Origin of the sequence: Bifidobacterium sp. ESL0682 (assembly GCF_029392815.1) — a bacterium.
Lineage (GTDB): Bacteria > Actinomycetota > Actinomycetes > Actinomycetales > Bifidobacteriaceae > Bifidobacterium.
In genome coordinates this window covers 492,061-508,720 of record NZ_CP113942.1, presented here as the reverse complement: position 1 = coordinate 508,720, position 16,660 = coordinate 492,061, and the positions used below count along the sequence as shown (strand labels likewise).

General features: G+C 60.7%; 10 protein-coding genes. 4 read left to right on the top strand and 6 right to left on the bottom strand.

Going from position 1 to position 16,660, the window contains the following annotated elements; translation table 11 throughout:
* Positions 1-58: 58 nt before the first annotated feature.
* A complete protein-coding gene (locus OZX57_RS02035; RefSeq protein ID WP_277162906.1) occupies positions 59-1,198 on the bottom strand; it encodes a 3-deoxy-7-phosphoheptulonate synthase in 1,140 nt (379 codons plus the stop codon).
* 659 nt (positions 1,199-1,857) lie between these two features.
* On the opposite strand from OZX57_RS02035, the gene OZX57_RS02030 reads away from it, so the two are divergent.
* Genes OZX57_RS02030 through OZX57_RS02020 form a run of 3 tightly spaced genes read left to right on the top strand, consistent with a single transcriptional unit; the run spans position 1,858 to position 8,089 of the window.
* Positions 1,858-4,194, top strand: a complete 2,337-nt coding sequence (locus OZX57_RS02030; protein ID WP_277162518.1) for a BspA family leucine-rich repeat surface protein — start codon at positions 1,858-1,860, stop codon at positions 4,192-4,194.
* Positions 4,191-7,643 carry a BspA family leucine-rich repeat surface protein gene (locus OZX57_RS02025; RefSeq protein ID WP_277162517.1) on the top strand — a complete coding sequence of 1,151 codons (3,453 nt, stop codon included), beginning with the start codon at positions 4,191-4,193 and terminating at the stop codon, positions 7,641-7,643. The genes OZX57_RS02030 and OZX57_RS02025 overlap by 4 nt, the downstream gene beginning before the upstream one ends.
* Positions 7,640-8,089: a hypothetical protein gene (locus tag OZX57_RS02020; RefSeq protein WP_277162516.1), complete on the top strand. Its 450-nt coding sequence runs from the start codon at positions 7,640-7,642 to the stop codon at positions 8,087-8,089. Before OZX57_RS02025 ends, OZX57_RS02020 begins: the two co-directional genes overlap by 4 nt.
* Positions 8,090-8,487: 398 nt before the next feature.
* Here the strand turns inward: OZX57_RS02020 and OZX57_RS02015 are convergent, their stop codons facing one another.
* From OZX57_RS02015 to OZX57_RS01995, 5 genes are all read right to left on the bottom strand, one after another.
* Positions 8,488-9,825, bottom strand: coding sequence for a C1 family peptidase (locus OZX57_RS02015; protein ID WP_277162515.1), 1,338 nt, complete (start codon positions 9,823-9,825; stop codon positions 8,488-8,490).
* The gene (locus OZX57_RS02010; protein ID WP_277162514.1) at positions 9,818-11,272 is read right to left on the bottom strand and encodes a cell division protein; all 1,455 of its coding nucleotides are present in this window, start codon (positions 11,270-11,272) and stop codon (positions 9,818-9,820) included. The genes OZX57_RS02015 and OZX57_RS02010 overlap by 8 nt, the downstream gene beginning before the upstream one ends.
* Before the next feature lie 201 nt (positions 11,273-11,473).
* Complete coding sequence (locus OZX57_RS02005; RefSeq protein WP_277162513.1) at positions 11,474-12,187, bottom strand: pyroglutamyl-peptidase I; 714 nt, start codon at positions 12,185-12,187, stop codon at positions 11,474-11,476.
* 134 nt (positions 12,188-12,321) lie between these two features.
* Positions 12,322-13,344, bottom strand: coding sequence for a polyphenol oxidase family protein (locus tag OZX57_RS02000; protein WP_277162905.1), 1,023 nt, complete (start codon positions 13,342-13,344; stop codon positions 12,322-12,324).
* Between the two features lie 44 nt (positions 13,345-13,388).
* The gene (locus tag OZX57_RS01995) at positions 13,389-14,879 is read right to left on the bottom strand and encodes a U32 family peptidase (RefSeq protein ID WP_277162904.1); all 1,491 of its coding nucleotides are present in this window, start codon (positions 14,877-14,879) and stop codon (positions 13,389-13,391) included.
* 270 nt (positions 14,880-15,149) lie between these two features.
* Here OZX57_RS01995 and OZX57_RS01990 point away from each other — a divergent pair, with 270 nt between their 5' ends.
* On the top strand, positions 15,150-16,604 hold the full coding sequence (locus OZX57_RS01990) for a serine/threonine-protein kinase (RefSeq protein WP_277162512.1): 1,455 nt from the start codon (positions 15,150-15,152) through the stop codon (positions 16,602-16,604).
* The last annotated feature ends 56 nt before the right edge of the window (positions 16,605-16,660 follow it).

Genomic DNA, 16,660 nt, shown 5'->3' with positions numbered 1-16,660 from the left:
GACCAAAGCACAAAAATAAACATCAACATCGTGCTTTTGGTCGCAATAACGGTTTTATTCACTCACCGTCGAGCTTGCGGCGGGTAGCAACAGCGTCGGCAAGGGTGTGGAGCAGCTCGTTGGTTCGGTCCCATGGAATGCAGGCATCGGTGACCGAGCGGCCGTAGACCAGCTGATCGAGCGGCGCAGGCGACTGGTGGCCGCCACGGATATTGCTTTCCATCATCACGCCGAAAATGCCAGGTTCGCCCTTGGCCAAGCGTGCGGCGATTTCCTCGATCACCTCAGCCTCGCGCACCTCATCCTTGCCGCAATTGCCATGCGCGGCGTCAATGACCAGACCGTGCTCGCTGGGCCCAGTAACCTTGGACTGTTTCAGTGTTTCCAGCGCCTTGGCCACAGATTCCGCGTCGTAATTCGGTCCACTGCTCGAACCGCGCAAAACGATATGGCAATCCGGATTACCCTTGGTTTCCGCGGAAATAACGCGACCGTCGAGGTTAATTGAAAGGAAATGATGCTCGTTGGCCACGGCGTAGCAGGAATCGGCGGCAACCTTCACCGAACCGTCGGTGGAGTTCTTGAAGCCAATCGGCATCGACATGCCGCTGGCCAGCTCGCGGTGCACCTGGCTCTCCGTGTTGCGCGCGCCGATGGCGCCCCAGCTGACCATGTCGCAGATGTATTGCGGAGTGATCGGATCCAGCCATTCGGTAGCAGTCGGCAGACCAAGCTCGAGCACGTCGGAAAGCACCTTGCGAGCCAGGAACATACCCTTGCGAATATTGAATTCGCCGTCGAGATCCGGGTCGTTGATCAGGCCCTTCCAGCCCACGGTGGTACGCGGCTTCTCGAAATAGACGCGCATGACGATCATCAGACGGTCCTTGAGTTCCTCGTTGACCTTGGCGAGCCGCCCGGCGTAATCCTTCGCCGCCTCGGGATCGTGAATCGAGCAGGGGCCGACAATGACAAGCAACCGATCGTCGCGCCCGTGCAGGATGTCGCGGATTTCCTGACGCGACTTCAGCACCAGGTCGCTCATCGGCTTGGTCAGTGGACGTTCTTTCAGAAACTCGCGCGGCGCGGGAATCGGGTCGAGCTGACGGATGTTGACATCCACGGTTTCGGGATAAACAGCTTCCTCGCTGAATCGCCGAGCATCCTCCGAACTTCCAGGCCCTCGCATAATCGCCATCATTCCCTCCTCTCGTCCGAACGCCCATTGGCGTCAATTGACCATAGGGTGTCTATTATAGCCATCTTCATGCGCACACCATCGCTGGTTCACTATAAAAACAGGTCGCCGCCGAGTCTGCCATCCACTGTTGCACATCCGGCACGGGAACACGCATTGCATTTCGAGTAGCCCAAACAGAGCGGGGAACCCAGTTCTCTTCAAAGTCGATTTCACGCCGACATTCCGCCCATCCGCCTACCCATACGGAACCAACCGCCGCATCAACTCGCCGCGACAATGTAACACGAAACCATCACTTTTGTACTACGGATATTGTAAATTAATGATGATTTTAGTAATGCGTTGAGTTTGGCGCATTTCATGAAGCATGAAAAGGGTTTGGTGCCATGGGTGTTTTTAAAAGCATAGTCACGCTATTTATTTGTATTACAACAGCATTGAATACTACCCCCCCCCCCGCGGGATTTCTAACCGTCGACAGTTCGCCGTCAAATAACGTAATACAATTCTCCTCGCATTCGGCCTCTTCCGGCCCTTCCGCATCGTCGCGGTCCGCTTCACATTCCACTTATTCTGATTCGCTTCAGTCTATTTCCTCACAATCCCATTCCACCGCACAACGCACCATCGCGACCCAGCAATCCCCGCAGCCTTCCATGGCAATTCAGCGTTCACTGCCAACACTTTTAACCCCACGCTCTCCATTAAGCCCTACTCCCACGATATCGACGTTTGGCTCATTCGACAGCCAACCAACTGGAGCAAGCAGCACCAACAAGTCAAAGTCCAACTCAGAAAACGAACAACCTTCGGTTGGGCCACAGTCCTATTGCACACCGTCCAGCCCGGCTGCCTGGGGAACACCAGCCACCAGCGCCGACGGCCTACCTAATATTTATGGCAGAGATTCAAGTACCGTCACCTGGTATGTTGACAGCTCCTGCACCCTCCACATTTCCGGCGGCACCAGCCCCGACATAGGAAAAGTACCCGCGCCTTGGATCCAGTGGGTCAATAGCTCTTACGCCTCGCGGATTACTCGAGTGCAAATCGAAGGCAACCTTACGCTATACACCCATTGGTATTACATGGATCATAATCAAAGCGCCTTCGGTCAAATGCATAACCTCACCTCCTTCGATACAACCCAAGGTACCCTCCACCTCGCCGGTGCGGCTGCCGAAGGTTTCTTGGAATTCGACGACTCTTTGACGACCATAAACGGCATCGAAAACTGGGACGTCAGCCAAAACACTCACTTCCAAAATATGTTCATGAAAACTACAAACCTACGTAGCTTGAACCTATCTGGTTGGAACATGGGCAATGCTCTTCTCCTCGACAATATGTTCTCCCAAGATACCGGGCTTACGAACCTGAATATTGCCAATTGGAACACCAGCAACGTCAATGACGTTAGCACCATGTTTTACGGTTGCAGCGGACTGACCAGCTTAGACCTATCCAACTGGGACACCAGCAAAGTCGACAATATGAGTCAAATATTTTCCGGCTGCGACAGTCTGACCAGCCTGGACCTATCCAACTGGGACACACGTGCAGCAAGAGAGACCACAGAAGGAGGCCCCTTTCTCAACATGTTGCCCTCCAGCCTGCGCCATCTCAAGTTGGGGCAGCATACCGCTCTATTACAAGGCTACTCACATAGCTTCCCCGCGTTCAACAATGTACCTGCCAACCTCACATGGGAGGCCTATACCAGCAGCCCGGGTCACTGCGCATCCATCACCACCATCGGCAATACGGCCGCCCTTGCCAGCCGCGTCTCCCAAGGCACCAACATTGCAGGTGACTATTACACCACCGATAGTGCGCTGTCTCCCAGTTGCGTACGCTTGAGTTACATGTACGCCAACGGCGGATCTGGCGGCGGATGGGCAAACCTTGAGGCAGACACCACCACTGGGTCCAACGGATTCTACATGCCCTATCCCAGCTCATATATTTCCGGCAACCCCTCAGCCAAACTGTTTACTCATTGGAACACCAACAGCAGCGACACAGGCACTTCCTATAATTCCGGCGCTTATGCCAGCTTCCCCAAAGGCGCGAACACCACTTACAATCTCTACGCACAATGGAAAGACATGCCCAAACCGACAGTGTCGATAGGTGCCACACATGCGTTGGCCGGGAGCACTGCGACGGTGGACCTTTCGGCCAGCAACGCGTCGGCCCCGTCAGGCGGAAGAATGAACCTGACAACGGGACAGGGCGGCAGCTCCAGCTGTTCCAGCAGTAACAGCTGCTCGTGGAACGGATCCAACAGTATTGCCGCAAGCCAGCTGGAATCCGCTCCGGGCAGCACGTACAGCGTCAGCGTGACCACCACGGCCAATGACCCGGCCACCGGCAACGCGGTAACCAGCGCAGCGGGAACCGCGTCCGGCACTCTACCATATATGAATGTCTCGTTCGCTGCGGGTGGCGCTTCGGGCGACGCACCGGCCGATGTGAAGGCTCTCATCGATACGGGCGCAGGTACTGCATCACCTACCCTTCCCGGAAAAGGAAATTTGGCCAGAACGGGTTATGCGTTCATGGGATGGTCGGGCGGCGGCGCCACGTGGCCAGCAGGCACCGCAACCATCAGCAAATCGGCCGGCACAACCAGCGGGGCATGCACCTCGCTGACGATGACGGCCCTTTGGCAGGGTGTACCGGCACCTCACAACCTTACCGCCATATATCTTTCCGGCACCAACGAAGTTGAACTGGCCGGCAACGCCGACGGCATCGGCGGAGACTCGGTCAACGCATGCATGACGCAAGGCTCAATCGGCACCGATACCTGTCTACAAGCCAACCGCTCCGGTCAAGGGACCGGCGCATGGCAATGGAACGTCAAGTTCAAGGCCAGCGACTACCTCCAGCGATACGGTTACGGCGGCACTCACCACTTCACCGCCATCCAGACCAGCGGCGGCGCGACTTCCCCCTCCGGCGACCTCGACGGTGTATTGATTGGATGAGCGTGTCGTTCGACAAGAACGGCGCCACCGGCAGTGCGCCGGCCACGCTCGACGCACTGGTCGACACGGCCGGCGGCACGGCAGTGTTTACTCTACCCCAGCCTTCTAATCTCATCAACCCCAGCCACATGCTTTACGCCGGTTGGACCGGTGGCGGGCGGACGCGTCAGCCTGGCCAAGCCACCATCGCCACCAGTGAGGGCACGACCACGGGCAATCACACCACGCTAACCTTGTCGGCCGCCTGGTCCGTACTCACTGGTCCGACGATGGCCGCGCCGAATGTGCACGCCGCGGCGGGTGCCACGCCAAGCGTCGACGTCGTGGTGTCTATGCCCGCCCACCAGGCCGGTGACACGTTGAATGTGTCTTCCGCGTTCGGTTCGGGTTGGAGTGTCAGTCAGCCGTATGCCACCGCGGGTGGCGCGGACACCCTGACCTGGAGCCTCACGCCGAGCCAGCTGCGTTCCGGCTGGGACGGCCAGTACAAGCTGAGCGCCAGCATGAGCCGCGTCGACCCGGCCACGGGCCGCACCGTGGGCAGCGACCCCGACGTCAGGCAGGCCGTCCTGCCCTATGTCAGTGTGGGCTTCGACCGCAACAACGCCACGACCGGCACCGCCCCCGCCGGCAAGCAGGCGCTGGTGGACACGCCCACCGGCAAGGCCTGGTTCACACTGCCCGACGGTTCGGGCATGGGCCTGGCCGGCAAGGTGTTCGGCAACTGGGCCACCGCGGCCGACGGCACCGGCAGCACCTTCCCGTCCGGCGCCCAGGTCATCCCGACCACGGCCGGCACGACCGCCAACGGCAAGACCACAGTGACGCTCTACGCCATCTGGGTTGACCTGCCCGCGCCCACCGGCGTGAGCGCGACATGGAAGCGCGACAACGGCCATGGGAAGGTCTCGTTCACGGCCTCCGGGCTGCCCATGAACGCCACGGGATGGGACATCCGGGTCAAGGGCAGCCCCGGCGCCCTCTCCTGGAGCCTCAGCTACTCGCCGATCGTACCCGCCGGTTCCTTCACAACGGACGACACCGGCTTCACACCCGGCGCCACATGGACCGCAGAGGTGCGCTCCAACGCCATCGATTCCACCGGCGCCGCCGTCACCAGCGGCTGGACGCGAGTCAACGGCGTTCTGCCCTACATGACCGTCGCCCTCAGGCCCGGCAGCCAGCAGCAGCCGGGAGGCGACGGCAGCGTCAGGGGCCTCATCGACTCCGGCGACCGCAACGCCTATGTGCCCCTGCCCGGCGGCATCGGCACCCCGCCGCCGGCCCAGACGTTTGGCAAATGGAACACCACGTCCGACGGCACCGGCACGGACTATCCGTCCGGCAACGCCACCGCGGTGCCCTCCTCCGCCGGCACGCCCGGCGGGGACAACGAGACCCTGCTGACCCTCTACGCCCGCTGGATCCCGCTGGGGAACGCACCCAAACCGGGCCACTGCGGCGATTCGGCCGGCTGGCAATCCTGGGGCGCCCCCTACGGGCACGACGGCAGAACGGGATCGCCCACCGCCGGCCTGGACCGCGTCGACGCCGAGGTCTGCTGGACCATCCAGAACGATACCCTGCGCCTGACCGGCGGCACCAGCCCCAACCTCAACACCAGAACGACCCCGTGGGACGCCTCGAAACCCGGCATCACCGGCATCTCCATCGAGGGCGACCTCACCCTGACCGGCGACGACGCCCGCTCGTACAGCAGCAACGCGACCCCGTTCGGCAACATGCCCCTGCTCACCCGCATCGACGACAACGGCCACCCCGTCACCCTCGACAAATCCGGCGGCAGCCACCTGTTCTATTACGACCAGGCCCTGCCATCGGTCGACCTGACCGGATGGAAGACCGGCACCGCCACCGCCATGGACATGCTGTTCATAGCGAACACAGCCCTCACCGGCATCAAAGGCATCGGCGCATGGGACACCCACAGTCTCCAGATGTTCGGCATACGCGACTGCACCAGCCTCACCACACTGGACCTGAGCCGATGGGACACGACCGCCCTCACCAGCCTGAACTTCACGTTCGACGGCGACACCGCCCTGGAGGACCTCGATATCAGCGGGTGGGACACCACCGGCATCGACACCGGCGGCTACAACGGCAACATGAATGACATGCTGCCTGCCAACCTCAAACGCCTCCGCCTCGGCCCACGGACCAGGCTCACCACCCGAAACGCGCACGTGGGGCCCTTCAGCACCATCAGCCAGACGACCACCTGGCACACATGGGACTGGCCCCAAGGCCACCACCCCATCGACCAGGGACCCGTCGCCGACCCCGCCGGCGCCGCCACGGCCGGCACGCTCGACGCCCTCAAGGCACGCGCCGCAAGCGCCAACCCCCAAGGCACCTACATCCGCACCGACGTCAACGTCACCTACACCGACCTCAAATACGACCTCAACGGCGGCACCGGCGACAACGCTCTGCCCACCACCATCAGCACCACCGACACCACGGGACTCGCCATCGACACCACCTTCCGAGACGGCACGTACACCATACCCGGCGACGCGGCGACCCATATCACCGCCAACAGGCCGCACGCCCTGTTCCAGGGCTGGTCGTTCGACACGACCGGCGTGACCGGCGGTGCGGCCACGATCAGCAACCACACGCTCACCGCACCCAAGGGCGCCGGCGGCGCGGCCGCGATCGATGCGACGTGGCAGGCGCTGACCGGCGAGGCCAGTGGCACGGTCGACAAGGTGAACGTCACCACGAACACCCCCGACCAGGGCACGGCCACGGTGAAGGTGTCCGCCAACCTGCCTACGGGCGACACCTCGTTCAAGGCGTGTGTGAAGCCCAGTAGCCAAAGCAGCGGCTACGCGGCAGACCAATGCCAGAGCGTGGCAAGCAGCGCCGGCGGCCAGCAGACCATGAGCCTGCCGACGTTTAGCCTGCCCGGCTCGCTGACTGCAGGCCAGTCCACGACGTTCCCCGGCCCGGGCCTAGCGTACACGATGACCGCCATGTACACGGTCAAGGACCCCGCCACCAACAACAGCGTCGATTCCGAAGCGACCCAGGCTGGCAGCGGACTCACCTCCGGGACGCTGGCGTATGCGAGCCAGCCGCTGGACGTGAACACCACGCACGGCGGCAGCGGCACGGCACCCGGCGGGAGCAACGCCCATGACGGTCATGCGGACGCGCTCATCGACACGGGCAGCGGCACAGCCTGGATCAGGATGCCCGGCGCCGACGGCATGCACGGCTATTCGTCCGGCAGCCCCACGGACGACCACGGCGTCTTCCAGGGGTGGGCCACCAGCGCCGATTCAACACGGGCGAACGCCTGCACGCCCAACAGCACCTGCGCCCTCAACCACAGCACACCCGTCACCCCGGTTTGCATCAGTGGGCCACCGACTACGCCGTCTGGCGAGAGGTCAGGACACCCACGGTCACGAGCGTGAAACGCGATGTCACGACCAACCAGGTCACTGTCACCGGCACCGCCACACCCCTCACCGCCGGCGACAGACTCAGCGTGTGCGTCGGGGCGGCCGGATGCGCGAATGTGGCCGTCGACGCGACCGACGGGCACGGCGCCACGCTGGCCTATGACGGCAGCACCAGCCACACGTGGACGCGCGTCATCAACGCGGGAGACCTGGCGGGTGGGGACACCACGGTCACGGCCACGCTGGGCAGCACGGACACCTACCGCACCGGCACCCCGCAGGTATACAGTGTTCCCGCCAACGGCACATGGAAGATCGCCGGCATCTACCAGCACCAGATGCCTTTGACCGGCGGACGCCGCCAGTGGGTCCTCATCGCAGCCCTCGCCCTGGCGCTGGCCGTCGTGGCCGCCGCCGGCATCGCCAACAACCGCCGACAGCAAAAACACCACGCATAAGCATGGCGACGACTGCCGGCGAGCGATTGTGCGCCCCGAATAATCCCGTGGCCATAGGTTCTGTCCGTAACGACGGCCGAGCCTATGCCACCTACAACACTTCCCGTCCGGTAACACCCAATAACCGCTGGGCGGGAATTCAAACAGGGTGTCGACGGTGGAACCAACAACCCAAATAAACCAACCTCATCGTCGGCACCCTTCTTCTTACACTGAATCCGTTGCCTCTCTTTAACAGAGACAACGGATTCAGTCGTATTAAAAGCTAGGTGTTGCTAGGCCAATGCCCTCCGGGCCCTGCAATTATTGAGTTCACTTACGCGAACACTCAATTCTGCTTGGCCTTGTCATGAGACAAGGCCAAGCCGCTCTCGCACGAAAAGCCCACAGGGCTTTTCTTACGCGAGAGCGCCCATCGGATCCCATGCTGGAAGCATCGTGGCGGGCTCGTTAAGCGCGGCCTGATATTCGGCGGGAAGCATCGACTTCGGGACGGCGACCTCGTAGACGTATTCGCTAAACCAGTCGTCGCTCATGGTGAAGTAGCCTTTGTCGGCCACCTTGCAGCCCCACGAGTTCTCCACGCGCCAGCGGTTGGTGGTCTTGCCGTCGTCGGCCACGTCGACACCGACGAACGCCATCGCGTGGTTCATCGCGGAGTCGCCGTAACGCACGCGCGCTTCCTTGTCCATGTCGAAATCGACGTCGTAGACCTTGCCGTATTCGTAAAGGTCGGTGGCCCAAGCGCCGTTGTTGCGGTCCATCATCGGGTGGCAATCCGCACCGAACCAAGCCGGCATGCCCTCTTCGGAAAGGATGTGGCGCACGCAGTCCTTCATGAACTGGTTGGGAACGTTCAGATACTCGGTCGGGTCTCCACCGACGACATTGCCCAAGTGCTCGATACCGATCTTCTTGCCCTTGGCGTGCTCGGCGCGCGGGTCGTCTACGAGGCAAACGTAATCCTCAAGATCGGCGCTGCCGACGTACTTCTTCCAGAACTCGACCGGCGTGGTCTCGCCATCGCGGTGGAAGTTGCCGTCCTTGTCGGTCCATTCCCAGTCGAAGCTCTTCGGCGGCTCGCCCAAGTGGATGGTGAGCATGCGGTGACCGGCTTCGACGGTCTCGTCGACGATGCTGTCGATGGCGGACGGATCGGCGTACATGTGCGCCACGGCCGTGTGCAGCAGACGGCGCAGCTGTGTGTTCATCTCGCTGGTGTTGGTGGAAGATGCGGTCTCCGGGAAGAAATCCTTGGGCACGGCGCCGTACTTCTTGTAGACGTTCATGGCCATCGTCCACTGGCCGCCGTCACCCATCACGTCAGCAAGCAGATGCTGCATCAGCTGGGAGTCGGCAGGTTCACCGGCGCGAACCAAGTCTGCGACATCGCGCACGAAGTAGTTGATGCGCTCGAGCTTGTCGAAATACATCGCATAGTTCTGCGAGAACTCGAACTGATCGAGATTGAGGTTCTTCTTGGCCACAAAACGCGCCACGTTCAGCGAGCTAAAGAGCCAGCAACGCCCGGAACGATTCTGGTTGGTGACTTCGCTGTTGTCCACGGTCACCGAGAAACGGCGCTGAAGCCTGCGGGCGCGGTCGTAATTGTGCGCTACCGGGTTGATGCCGGAGGTAGTGACAGCGTTCATCGCCAACGTGTTGACGGGCTTCGCTTCGAAAGCCTCCTGCAACTGTTCCAGACGTTCGTCGCTCAGCGGTTTCATATCACTCATCAGACGGCTCTTCCTGAGAAGCTTGCTGAGACTGGGCCGGAGCCTGCTGAGCTGAGGCATCACCTTGCGCAGCTTCCTGAGACGCATCGGCAGCATCGTTCTCGCCCTTGCCGTCGCCGTCCTGCTTGGCGGCATCGTCGAGATCGTTCGCCACGGCATTAACGACCGGCACATTCACGCCGCCTTGCTTGTTATCGGCAAAACCAAAGCCGGAGAACGCGTTGGTGAACATCGAACGCAGCTCGGTGACACGCTGAGTAATGGTCGACTCGCGCTCCTGAAGGTCCTTGATGCGCTTCTGCAAACCATCGAGTTCGCCCTGCGCGGCCTGACGACGTTCCTCAACGCGCGCTTCGGCATCCTTCTTGGCCTTGGCAATAATGTCCTCGGCCTGCTTGTCGGCTTCCTGGCGCTTCGCAACCGTGTAGTTATCGGCCTCGTCGCGGATGTCCTTGGCCTTGGCAATCAGGCTGTCGGTTTCCTTCTTGGCGGCGGCGCGGCTCTGCTCGAGCTGCTTCAAAAGGTCGTTAACCTTGCCTGTCGCCTCTTCCTGCTGCTCGGAGATATCGGTGCGAATCTGCTCGACCTCAGCGTTGACCTGGCTTAAGGTCTTGGTGCGCTGCACCTCGGCCTCATCGGTGATGCCCTGAGCCTTCGCCTTCGCGGCGTCAATGATTTCCGTGGCCTTGCGCTGGGCCTCGGTGGTCTGGCGGGTGACCTGCTCGCGCACGTTGGCAAGCTTCTTGTTGGCCTCAGCCAGCGCAGCCTCAATCTGGTCGTTGGCGTCACTCTTGAGCTTGGCGACCTCATCGCTGGCCGTTTTGCGCTGCTCAGCAACCTGCTGGGTGGTCTGCGCCTTGAGTTCGGCGATCTCACGATCCTGCTTGGCCTTTTCGCTGGCCATACGCTTGTTGTGTTCCTCGCGAGTGTTCGTCAGCTCGATTTCGATGGTGTCGCGCTGCTCGGTGACCTTCTTGGCCGTCTCCTCGCGCAGACGGGTAGCGTCTTGCTTGGCGGAAGTGGTGATCGATTCGGACTCGGTCTGTGCCTTGGCGAGAATCGTGGCGGCCTTGGAATTAGCTTCATCGGTGATATGCTGCGCGTCGAGCTTGGCATTGTTGACCAGCGTCTCGGCCTGGTGTTCCGCAGCGGCGCGAGTGCTTGAGGCGTCCTGCTTGGCGCGGTTGACCAGCTCGGTGCTGGTCTGCTCGGCACTGGCAAGCATCTGCTGGGCGTTAGCGCCAAGCGAGGCGAACGAATTGCCCTTCGAGGCCTTCGAAGCCTTGTTCTTCTCTTCGGCAAGCTGCGCACGCAACTGGAGAATGGTCTGATCACTCGAAGCGACCTGGGCGCGCAAACCGTCCAATGTCTGCTGCAGTTCGGCCAACTTCTGGTCCACCTGCTCCTTGTTGTATCCACGCAACTCTGTCAGAAAGCGATCCGCCATCGTAATTCCCTCCGCTTTGCGACCCATGCCGCAGTTATTGAAAGCATATATCAGTCATTTCATTGTAGTGTATTTGCCGAAGTCATCCCGTAACATTCGTCTAATCCTCACAGACACCACGCGAAACAATGAAACGGCGCTGAGCAATCGCATACGCCGACGCCGAATCTGTCGAAATCGTTGCGATTCACGCAGTAAAAATCAAGCGATGAGAATACTCGACGAGGTGGGTTCCAGGAAATATCGCGCCGTCTGACGCACCACCACACGGCAAGCCTCGATCTGCTGATTCAACGGCAGACCGTGCTGGGAATGCGGTTCTTCGTTGATGACCGGCAGGCTGACGAATCCCGAGAGCACTTTGTGCTGGGAAGCCGTCCATTTCATAAGGTTGTAGAAAAGAGAATTGCAGACGAACGTGCCCGCGTCCGAGCTCAGCGCCGACGCGATGCCCTCCGAGGCGAAATCATTCAGAATCGAGCGCAATGGCAGCCTCGTCCAGAAAGCGGCTGGACCGTTGGAAGCGATGGGCTGGAGCAACGGCTCTTCAGGGGCGTCCGCCCGCATGCCCAGCGCTTCATCTTTGGCTTCGGGCTTGGCGGTATCGATGATGTTGTTGGCGCAACGTTCCAGCAGGATGCCGCGGGCCGCGGTTTTGAGCCCTGTGGCGATGACGATGTCGGGGTGCGTGGCTTCCAGAGTCTCCTTGAGCTGGGGCCATGCCTCTTTGTAGCTCACCAGCAGATCAACGGCATTGATGGAGATGTCGACATCACGCAGAGGATCGTCGCTCTCGAAACCGGCTTCTCCGCCCAGCCCATCGGCGGCGAGCGCCTGTGGCACCACGTGCGAGGGGTTGTGTTCCACCCCTTCGTAGGGGTCGAAACCTGAGATGACGACGTTCAAGTGTTCCATGGTGTCCAGTCTAGCGCGAGCGGTGCGCGAACTCGCAAGCAGGAAAGAAGCACAGCCAATGGCCGATGATATTGCTGATCACCTCATGTCATTGGCTGTGCAGATGCTCGCAATCATTCCGTCGAACGACCGGCCTATTCGCGCACAATCAGAGCGAGCATGCGACCTTCGTGCTGCTTTTCGGCCAAGGAAGCACGGCGATGCGAATACCAGAGCGGGTTTTCCAGCGTGCACAGGCTGTGACGCACCTCGCCGATGCGTTCCTCCAACTCGGGGCTGCCCTCGCCGTCTGAGGCACACAGTGCGGCAAGTTCGGCGTCCTGGTCGAGATATTGCGTCGCGGCGGAAACACGCGGGATCGAGCTGATGACATTGTCGCGCGGAATACCGGCCTTGTCTAGCTCCTGCAGCGCGGCTTTGGCGATGTCGATACCGGGGCCGCCGAAACGGGTCAGAGTGAAGGTGCCGGGGAATTGCGCGTCGAACTCGTCGGCGATCTCGTCGCCCACCTCGTAGCAATCGCCGCAGATGCAGGGGCCGAGCGTAGCCACGATGCGTTCGGGCTTCGCGCCTTTGGCCGTCATCAGATCGACTGTGGCACCAATGACCCCACATTGCAGGCCCTTGCGCCCGCAATGCGCCGCCGCGATGACACTGGCCTGCGGGTCGGCCAGAAGCACCGGCAAGCAGTCGGCGGCGAACATGCCCAGCGCCACGCCTTGTTGCGCAGTGACTTCGGCATCGGCCTCAAGCCTTGGATACGCCTCCGGCCCATCTTCATTGCCGGCTTCAATAATCGTGCCGGAACGGTCGCAGCCATACGGCGCGTTGGTTTCGAACATCTCGTCAACATCGACGGCACGGCCGGAATGAACCTGTGCTAACAACGACAGCGGCGCCCCCACGGCCTTTGTAAGCGCCATGCGGTTCGCCCGCACTGCAGCCGGATTGTCACCCGATTTGCCGCCGAGATTCAGGTCTCCCCAATCGCCGGCGCTCACGCCGCCGAGGCGCGTGGTGTAGACCACCTTGACGCCGGGCGCCAGGTCGACGGGAATGGTGACAGGGATGGGGTTGCCTTCCGCATCGGTGGGCGCGATGGCGTTGCTGTCGAGAATCGCATCGTCGTACTGTTCGTTTCCGGCGGTTTCGTTCATGGAATCACTCATGCCTTCAACTCTAGCGGGCCGCACTCACCTCGTCATTCAGCCTTGAGCGTGCGTTGCAAGGCATGCGAGCGAATCATCGAGTTTTCAGGCACTGCGAACGGCAACGGCATCGAGAAAACATGCGCTGGATTGTTGATTTCCTCGACAGGCTGCCCGTCGGCATCTTCCATTCCGCCAACGGCGACCGTATAGTCGATCGGCTCGTGCCCGGGAATCAGGAATTCGATCAGCTGACCGGGCTCGATCTTGTTGCGGCTCATCAGTGTGAGGCGTTGCGTCGTCTCGTCGTAGGAAATGGCCTCACCGACCACGAGCCAGTCGCGGAAATAGCCGCCGCGGTCGGTGTTCTGTCCGGCCTTGTGCTCCGGATAGTAGAAACCTGTGGAATAGTCGCGATGTGAGACCTTGTAGGGTTCGTCTTTGAGCCATTGCGGCAGTTCGACGTGCTTGGGTTCGGCGTAACCTTGCGCTTTCGTGGCTTCCTCGCCGACCAAAGCCGGCACGGCTGCGGAAATCGTCGTCTTGGCGGCGGCCTCGGCACCGGCGCTTTGCACGCCGTGGAATCCGATGGAACCGCTGGATTCGAGCTGGCTGACAGCCTTGGTCACGCGCACGACGTCGGAACGGCGCACCATGTCATGGAACGGCTTGAGCGTGTTGCCGTCCTGGTCCTCGAAGCCGCGCTGCACCATATACTCATTGACCGCGCACTTGTAGGCGTTGGCCATGGCTGCGACGTAATAGGCACTTTTGGCGCGGCCCTCGATCTTGAGGCTGGTGGCACCGGCGTCGATCATGTCGTCCAGGTGATCGAGCATGCACATGTCCTGCGAGTTGAAGAGGAACGTGCCTTCGTCGTTTTCCTCGACCGGGAAGAACTGGCCGGGGCGCTTTTCCTCGACGACGTGGTATTTCCAGCGGCAGGGCTGCGAGCATTCGCCATGATTGGCGTCGCGCCCGTTCATGTAGTTGGAGATGAGGCAGCGGCCGGAGAAGGCCATGCACATCGAGCCATGCACGAAGCACTCGATATCCATGTCTTCCGGAATGTTTGCGCGAATATCGCGAATAGCCTGCAGGTCAAGTTCACGGGCGAGAACCACGCGGCGAGCGCCCAGTTCGTAGAGCGCGTTGGCGGCCAAATAATTGGTGACACCGGCCTGGGTGGAAACGTGCAGCTCGAGCTGTGGGGCAATCCAATGCGCGGCCATCATTACGCCGATATCGGTGACAATCAGCGCATCGATGCCGGTCTGGGCTAGGTGGGCGATGTAGGTCTTGATGTCCTCGACTTCGTTGTTATGGGGCAGAACGTTGCAGGTCACGTAGACGCGCGCCCCATGCTCGTGCGCATATTCCGCACCGGCTTTCAGATCTTCCATCGAGAGGTTCTTCGGCGCCGAACGCATGCCGAATTCCTTGCCGCCGCAGTAGACGGCATCCGCGCCGAAATCGATGGCGGTCTTCAAGCTGCGAAGGTTGCCCGCCGGAGCCAGTATCTCCGGCCTGCGCCGATGCACCATCGTCGTCTGAATCGGCTTGTTTTCACTGCCTTCTGCCATCATGTCACCTTTACTGCCCTGATATTCTCCCAATTGCACCGTCCCAGTCTAGACCCGTTAGCCAACCGAACGCATTCGCCCCATCTCCATAGACTCTCAAGATTTCTTGAATTTATTTCAAGATTCCCGGGCTACTCTTGACAAGCCAGCGCAAACCCGACAAGGTGGATGAAGACAGATAAAATGTATGGCGATTGGTCCCGAAAGGAAACACGCGGAAAGGAGGTCACGATGGCACCGACGATACCGGATTGCGATTTCGTCCGCGAACTTGGTTCCGGTTCCACGGCCGACGTGTACCTTTATCGCCAGCGCAATCTCAACCGCGAGGTCGCCGTCAAAGTAGGCAAATCGCGGCAGGACCTCAGTTTCGACAAGGCGTTCAGCAAAGAGGCCACGATCATGGCCCAGCTTTCGGCGCATCCCTATATCGTCTCGATCTATGGTTCTGGATTGACCGAACAGACACACCTGCCTTACCTCATCCTTGAATACGCGCCACATGGCTCCTACAAGGAAATCATGCATAGCCGCAGGCTGGGGGTCGCGGAAACGCTCGATCTGGGCGTCAAGCTCGCCGGTGCCTTGCAGACCGCACACCGCCACGGCATCATCCACCGAGACATCAAGCCGGCCAACATCCTCATCACCTCCGCCAACCAGCCCGCGCTTTCGGACTTTGGCATCTCCACGAGCATCTACGAGTCGAAATCTCGTACCGGTTTTTCGGTGCCTTGGGCGCCGCCGGAAGTGCTCACCGGCAAGGGAGGCGGCGCCGAAACCGCCGACATCTATTCGCTCGCGGCCACGCTCTATGGCCTGATGGCAGGCAAATCGCCGTTCGAATACGCCTTCCAGCCGCGCACGCAGAACGAACTGGCCCAGTACATCGTTTCTGACCAGCTGCCCAAGAACGCTTTGCCCGATGTTCCCAAAGAGGTCGAACGCGTTCTTTTGAAGGCCATGAACAAAGACCCGGATGCCCGCTACCTTTCCGCGTTGCAGTTCGGACGGGCCTTGCAGGAGGCACAGCAGGATTGCGGCTTCAACATGACCCCGCTGGTGGCCGAGGATTGCTCGGAGTTTCCGGTACATCATTCGCAGCCTCAATCGCGGAGCAAAAGTCATCGCAACACGACGCCGAGCACGCTGAAAACGAAACGGTCCAAAAAGCCGCTGATTATCGTTTTGTCGGCATTGGCCGCAGTGGCCGTCATTGCCGCGCTATTCGTTTTCGCCGTGATGCCGCGTATGGATAGCAGTACATCAGCGCAACACACGCATATCGACACCATGCAAACGCCACCTTCGCACCAGTCGCCGAACATCAAGAACGGCAAGAAGGACGGTGGCAATCAGCAAGACAGCCAACAGGATGACGTTACTGCCGAAGACGCAGGAGCCGCTGTGCCCCAGGTCGCCAACCTTAACGGCACGTCCGACGGCCAGACGGTGACCTTCACCTGGACCAACCCCCAGCCGAAAGCCGGCGACAGCTACGCCTGGGCGGAAATTCAGAACGGGAGCGCGGCACCAGGCTCGCAAACGACAATAGTCCACGACACCAAAGTCACGCTCAACGCCACAAGCGAGAAGCCACAGACCTGCATTCAGGTGAGCACCGTAAGGGCCGATGGACGCATGTCCGCTACTCCCACGATGGCATGTGCCGTAACCGAACAGTAAACAATAGAGTAATGCAAATAGACATAGTAGGCCCGCCAACAATCTCATTTCAGGTT

Coding starts and splice junctions, on each gene's coding strand:
- OZX57_RS02025 (WP_277162517.1), top strand. CDS start 4,191: ATGAGCGTGTCGTTCGACAAGAACGGCGCCACCGGCAGTGCGCCGGCC.
- OZX57_RS02010 (WP_277162514.1), bottom strand. CDS start 11,272: ATGGCGGATCGCTTTCTGACAGAGTTGCGTGGATACAACAAGGAGCAG.
- OZX57_RS02000 (WP_277162905.1), bottom strand. CDS start 13,344: ATGAACGAAACCGCCGGAAACGAACAGTACGACGATGCGATTCTCGAC.
- OZX57_RS02005 (WP_277162513.1), bottom strand. CDS start 12,187: ATGGAACACTTGAACGTCGTCATCTCAGGTTTCGACCCCTACGAAGGG.
- OZX57_RS01990 (WP_277162512.1), top strand. CDS start 15,150: ATGGCACCGACGATACCGGATTGCGATTTCGTCCGCGAACTTGGTTCC.
- OZX57_RS01995 (WP_277162904.1), bottom strand. CDS start 14,879: ATGGTGCATCGGCGCAGGCCGGAGATACTGGCTCCGGCGGGCAACCTT.
- OZX57_RS02030 (WP_277162518.1), top strand. CDS start 1,858: ATGGCAATTCAGCGTTCACTGCCAACACTTTTAACCCCACGCTCTCCA.
- OZX57_RS02035 (WP_277162906.1), bottom strand. CDS start 1,198: ATGGCGATTATGCGAGGGCCTGGAAGTTCGGAGGATGCTCGGCGATTC.
- OZX57_RS02015 (WP_277162515.1), bottom strand. CDS start 9,825: ATGAGTGATATGAAACCGCTGAGCGACGAACGTCTGGAACAGTTGCAG.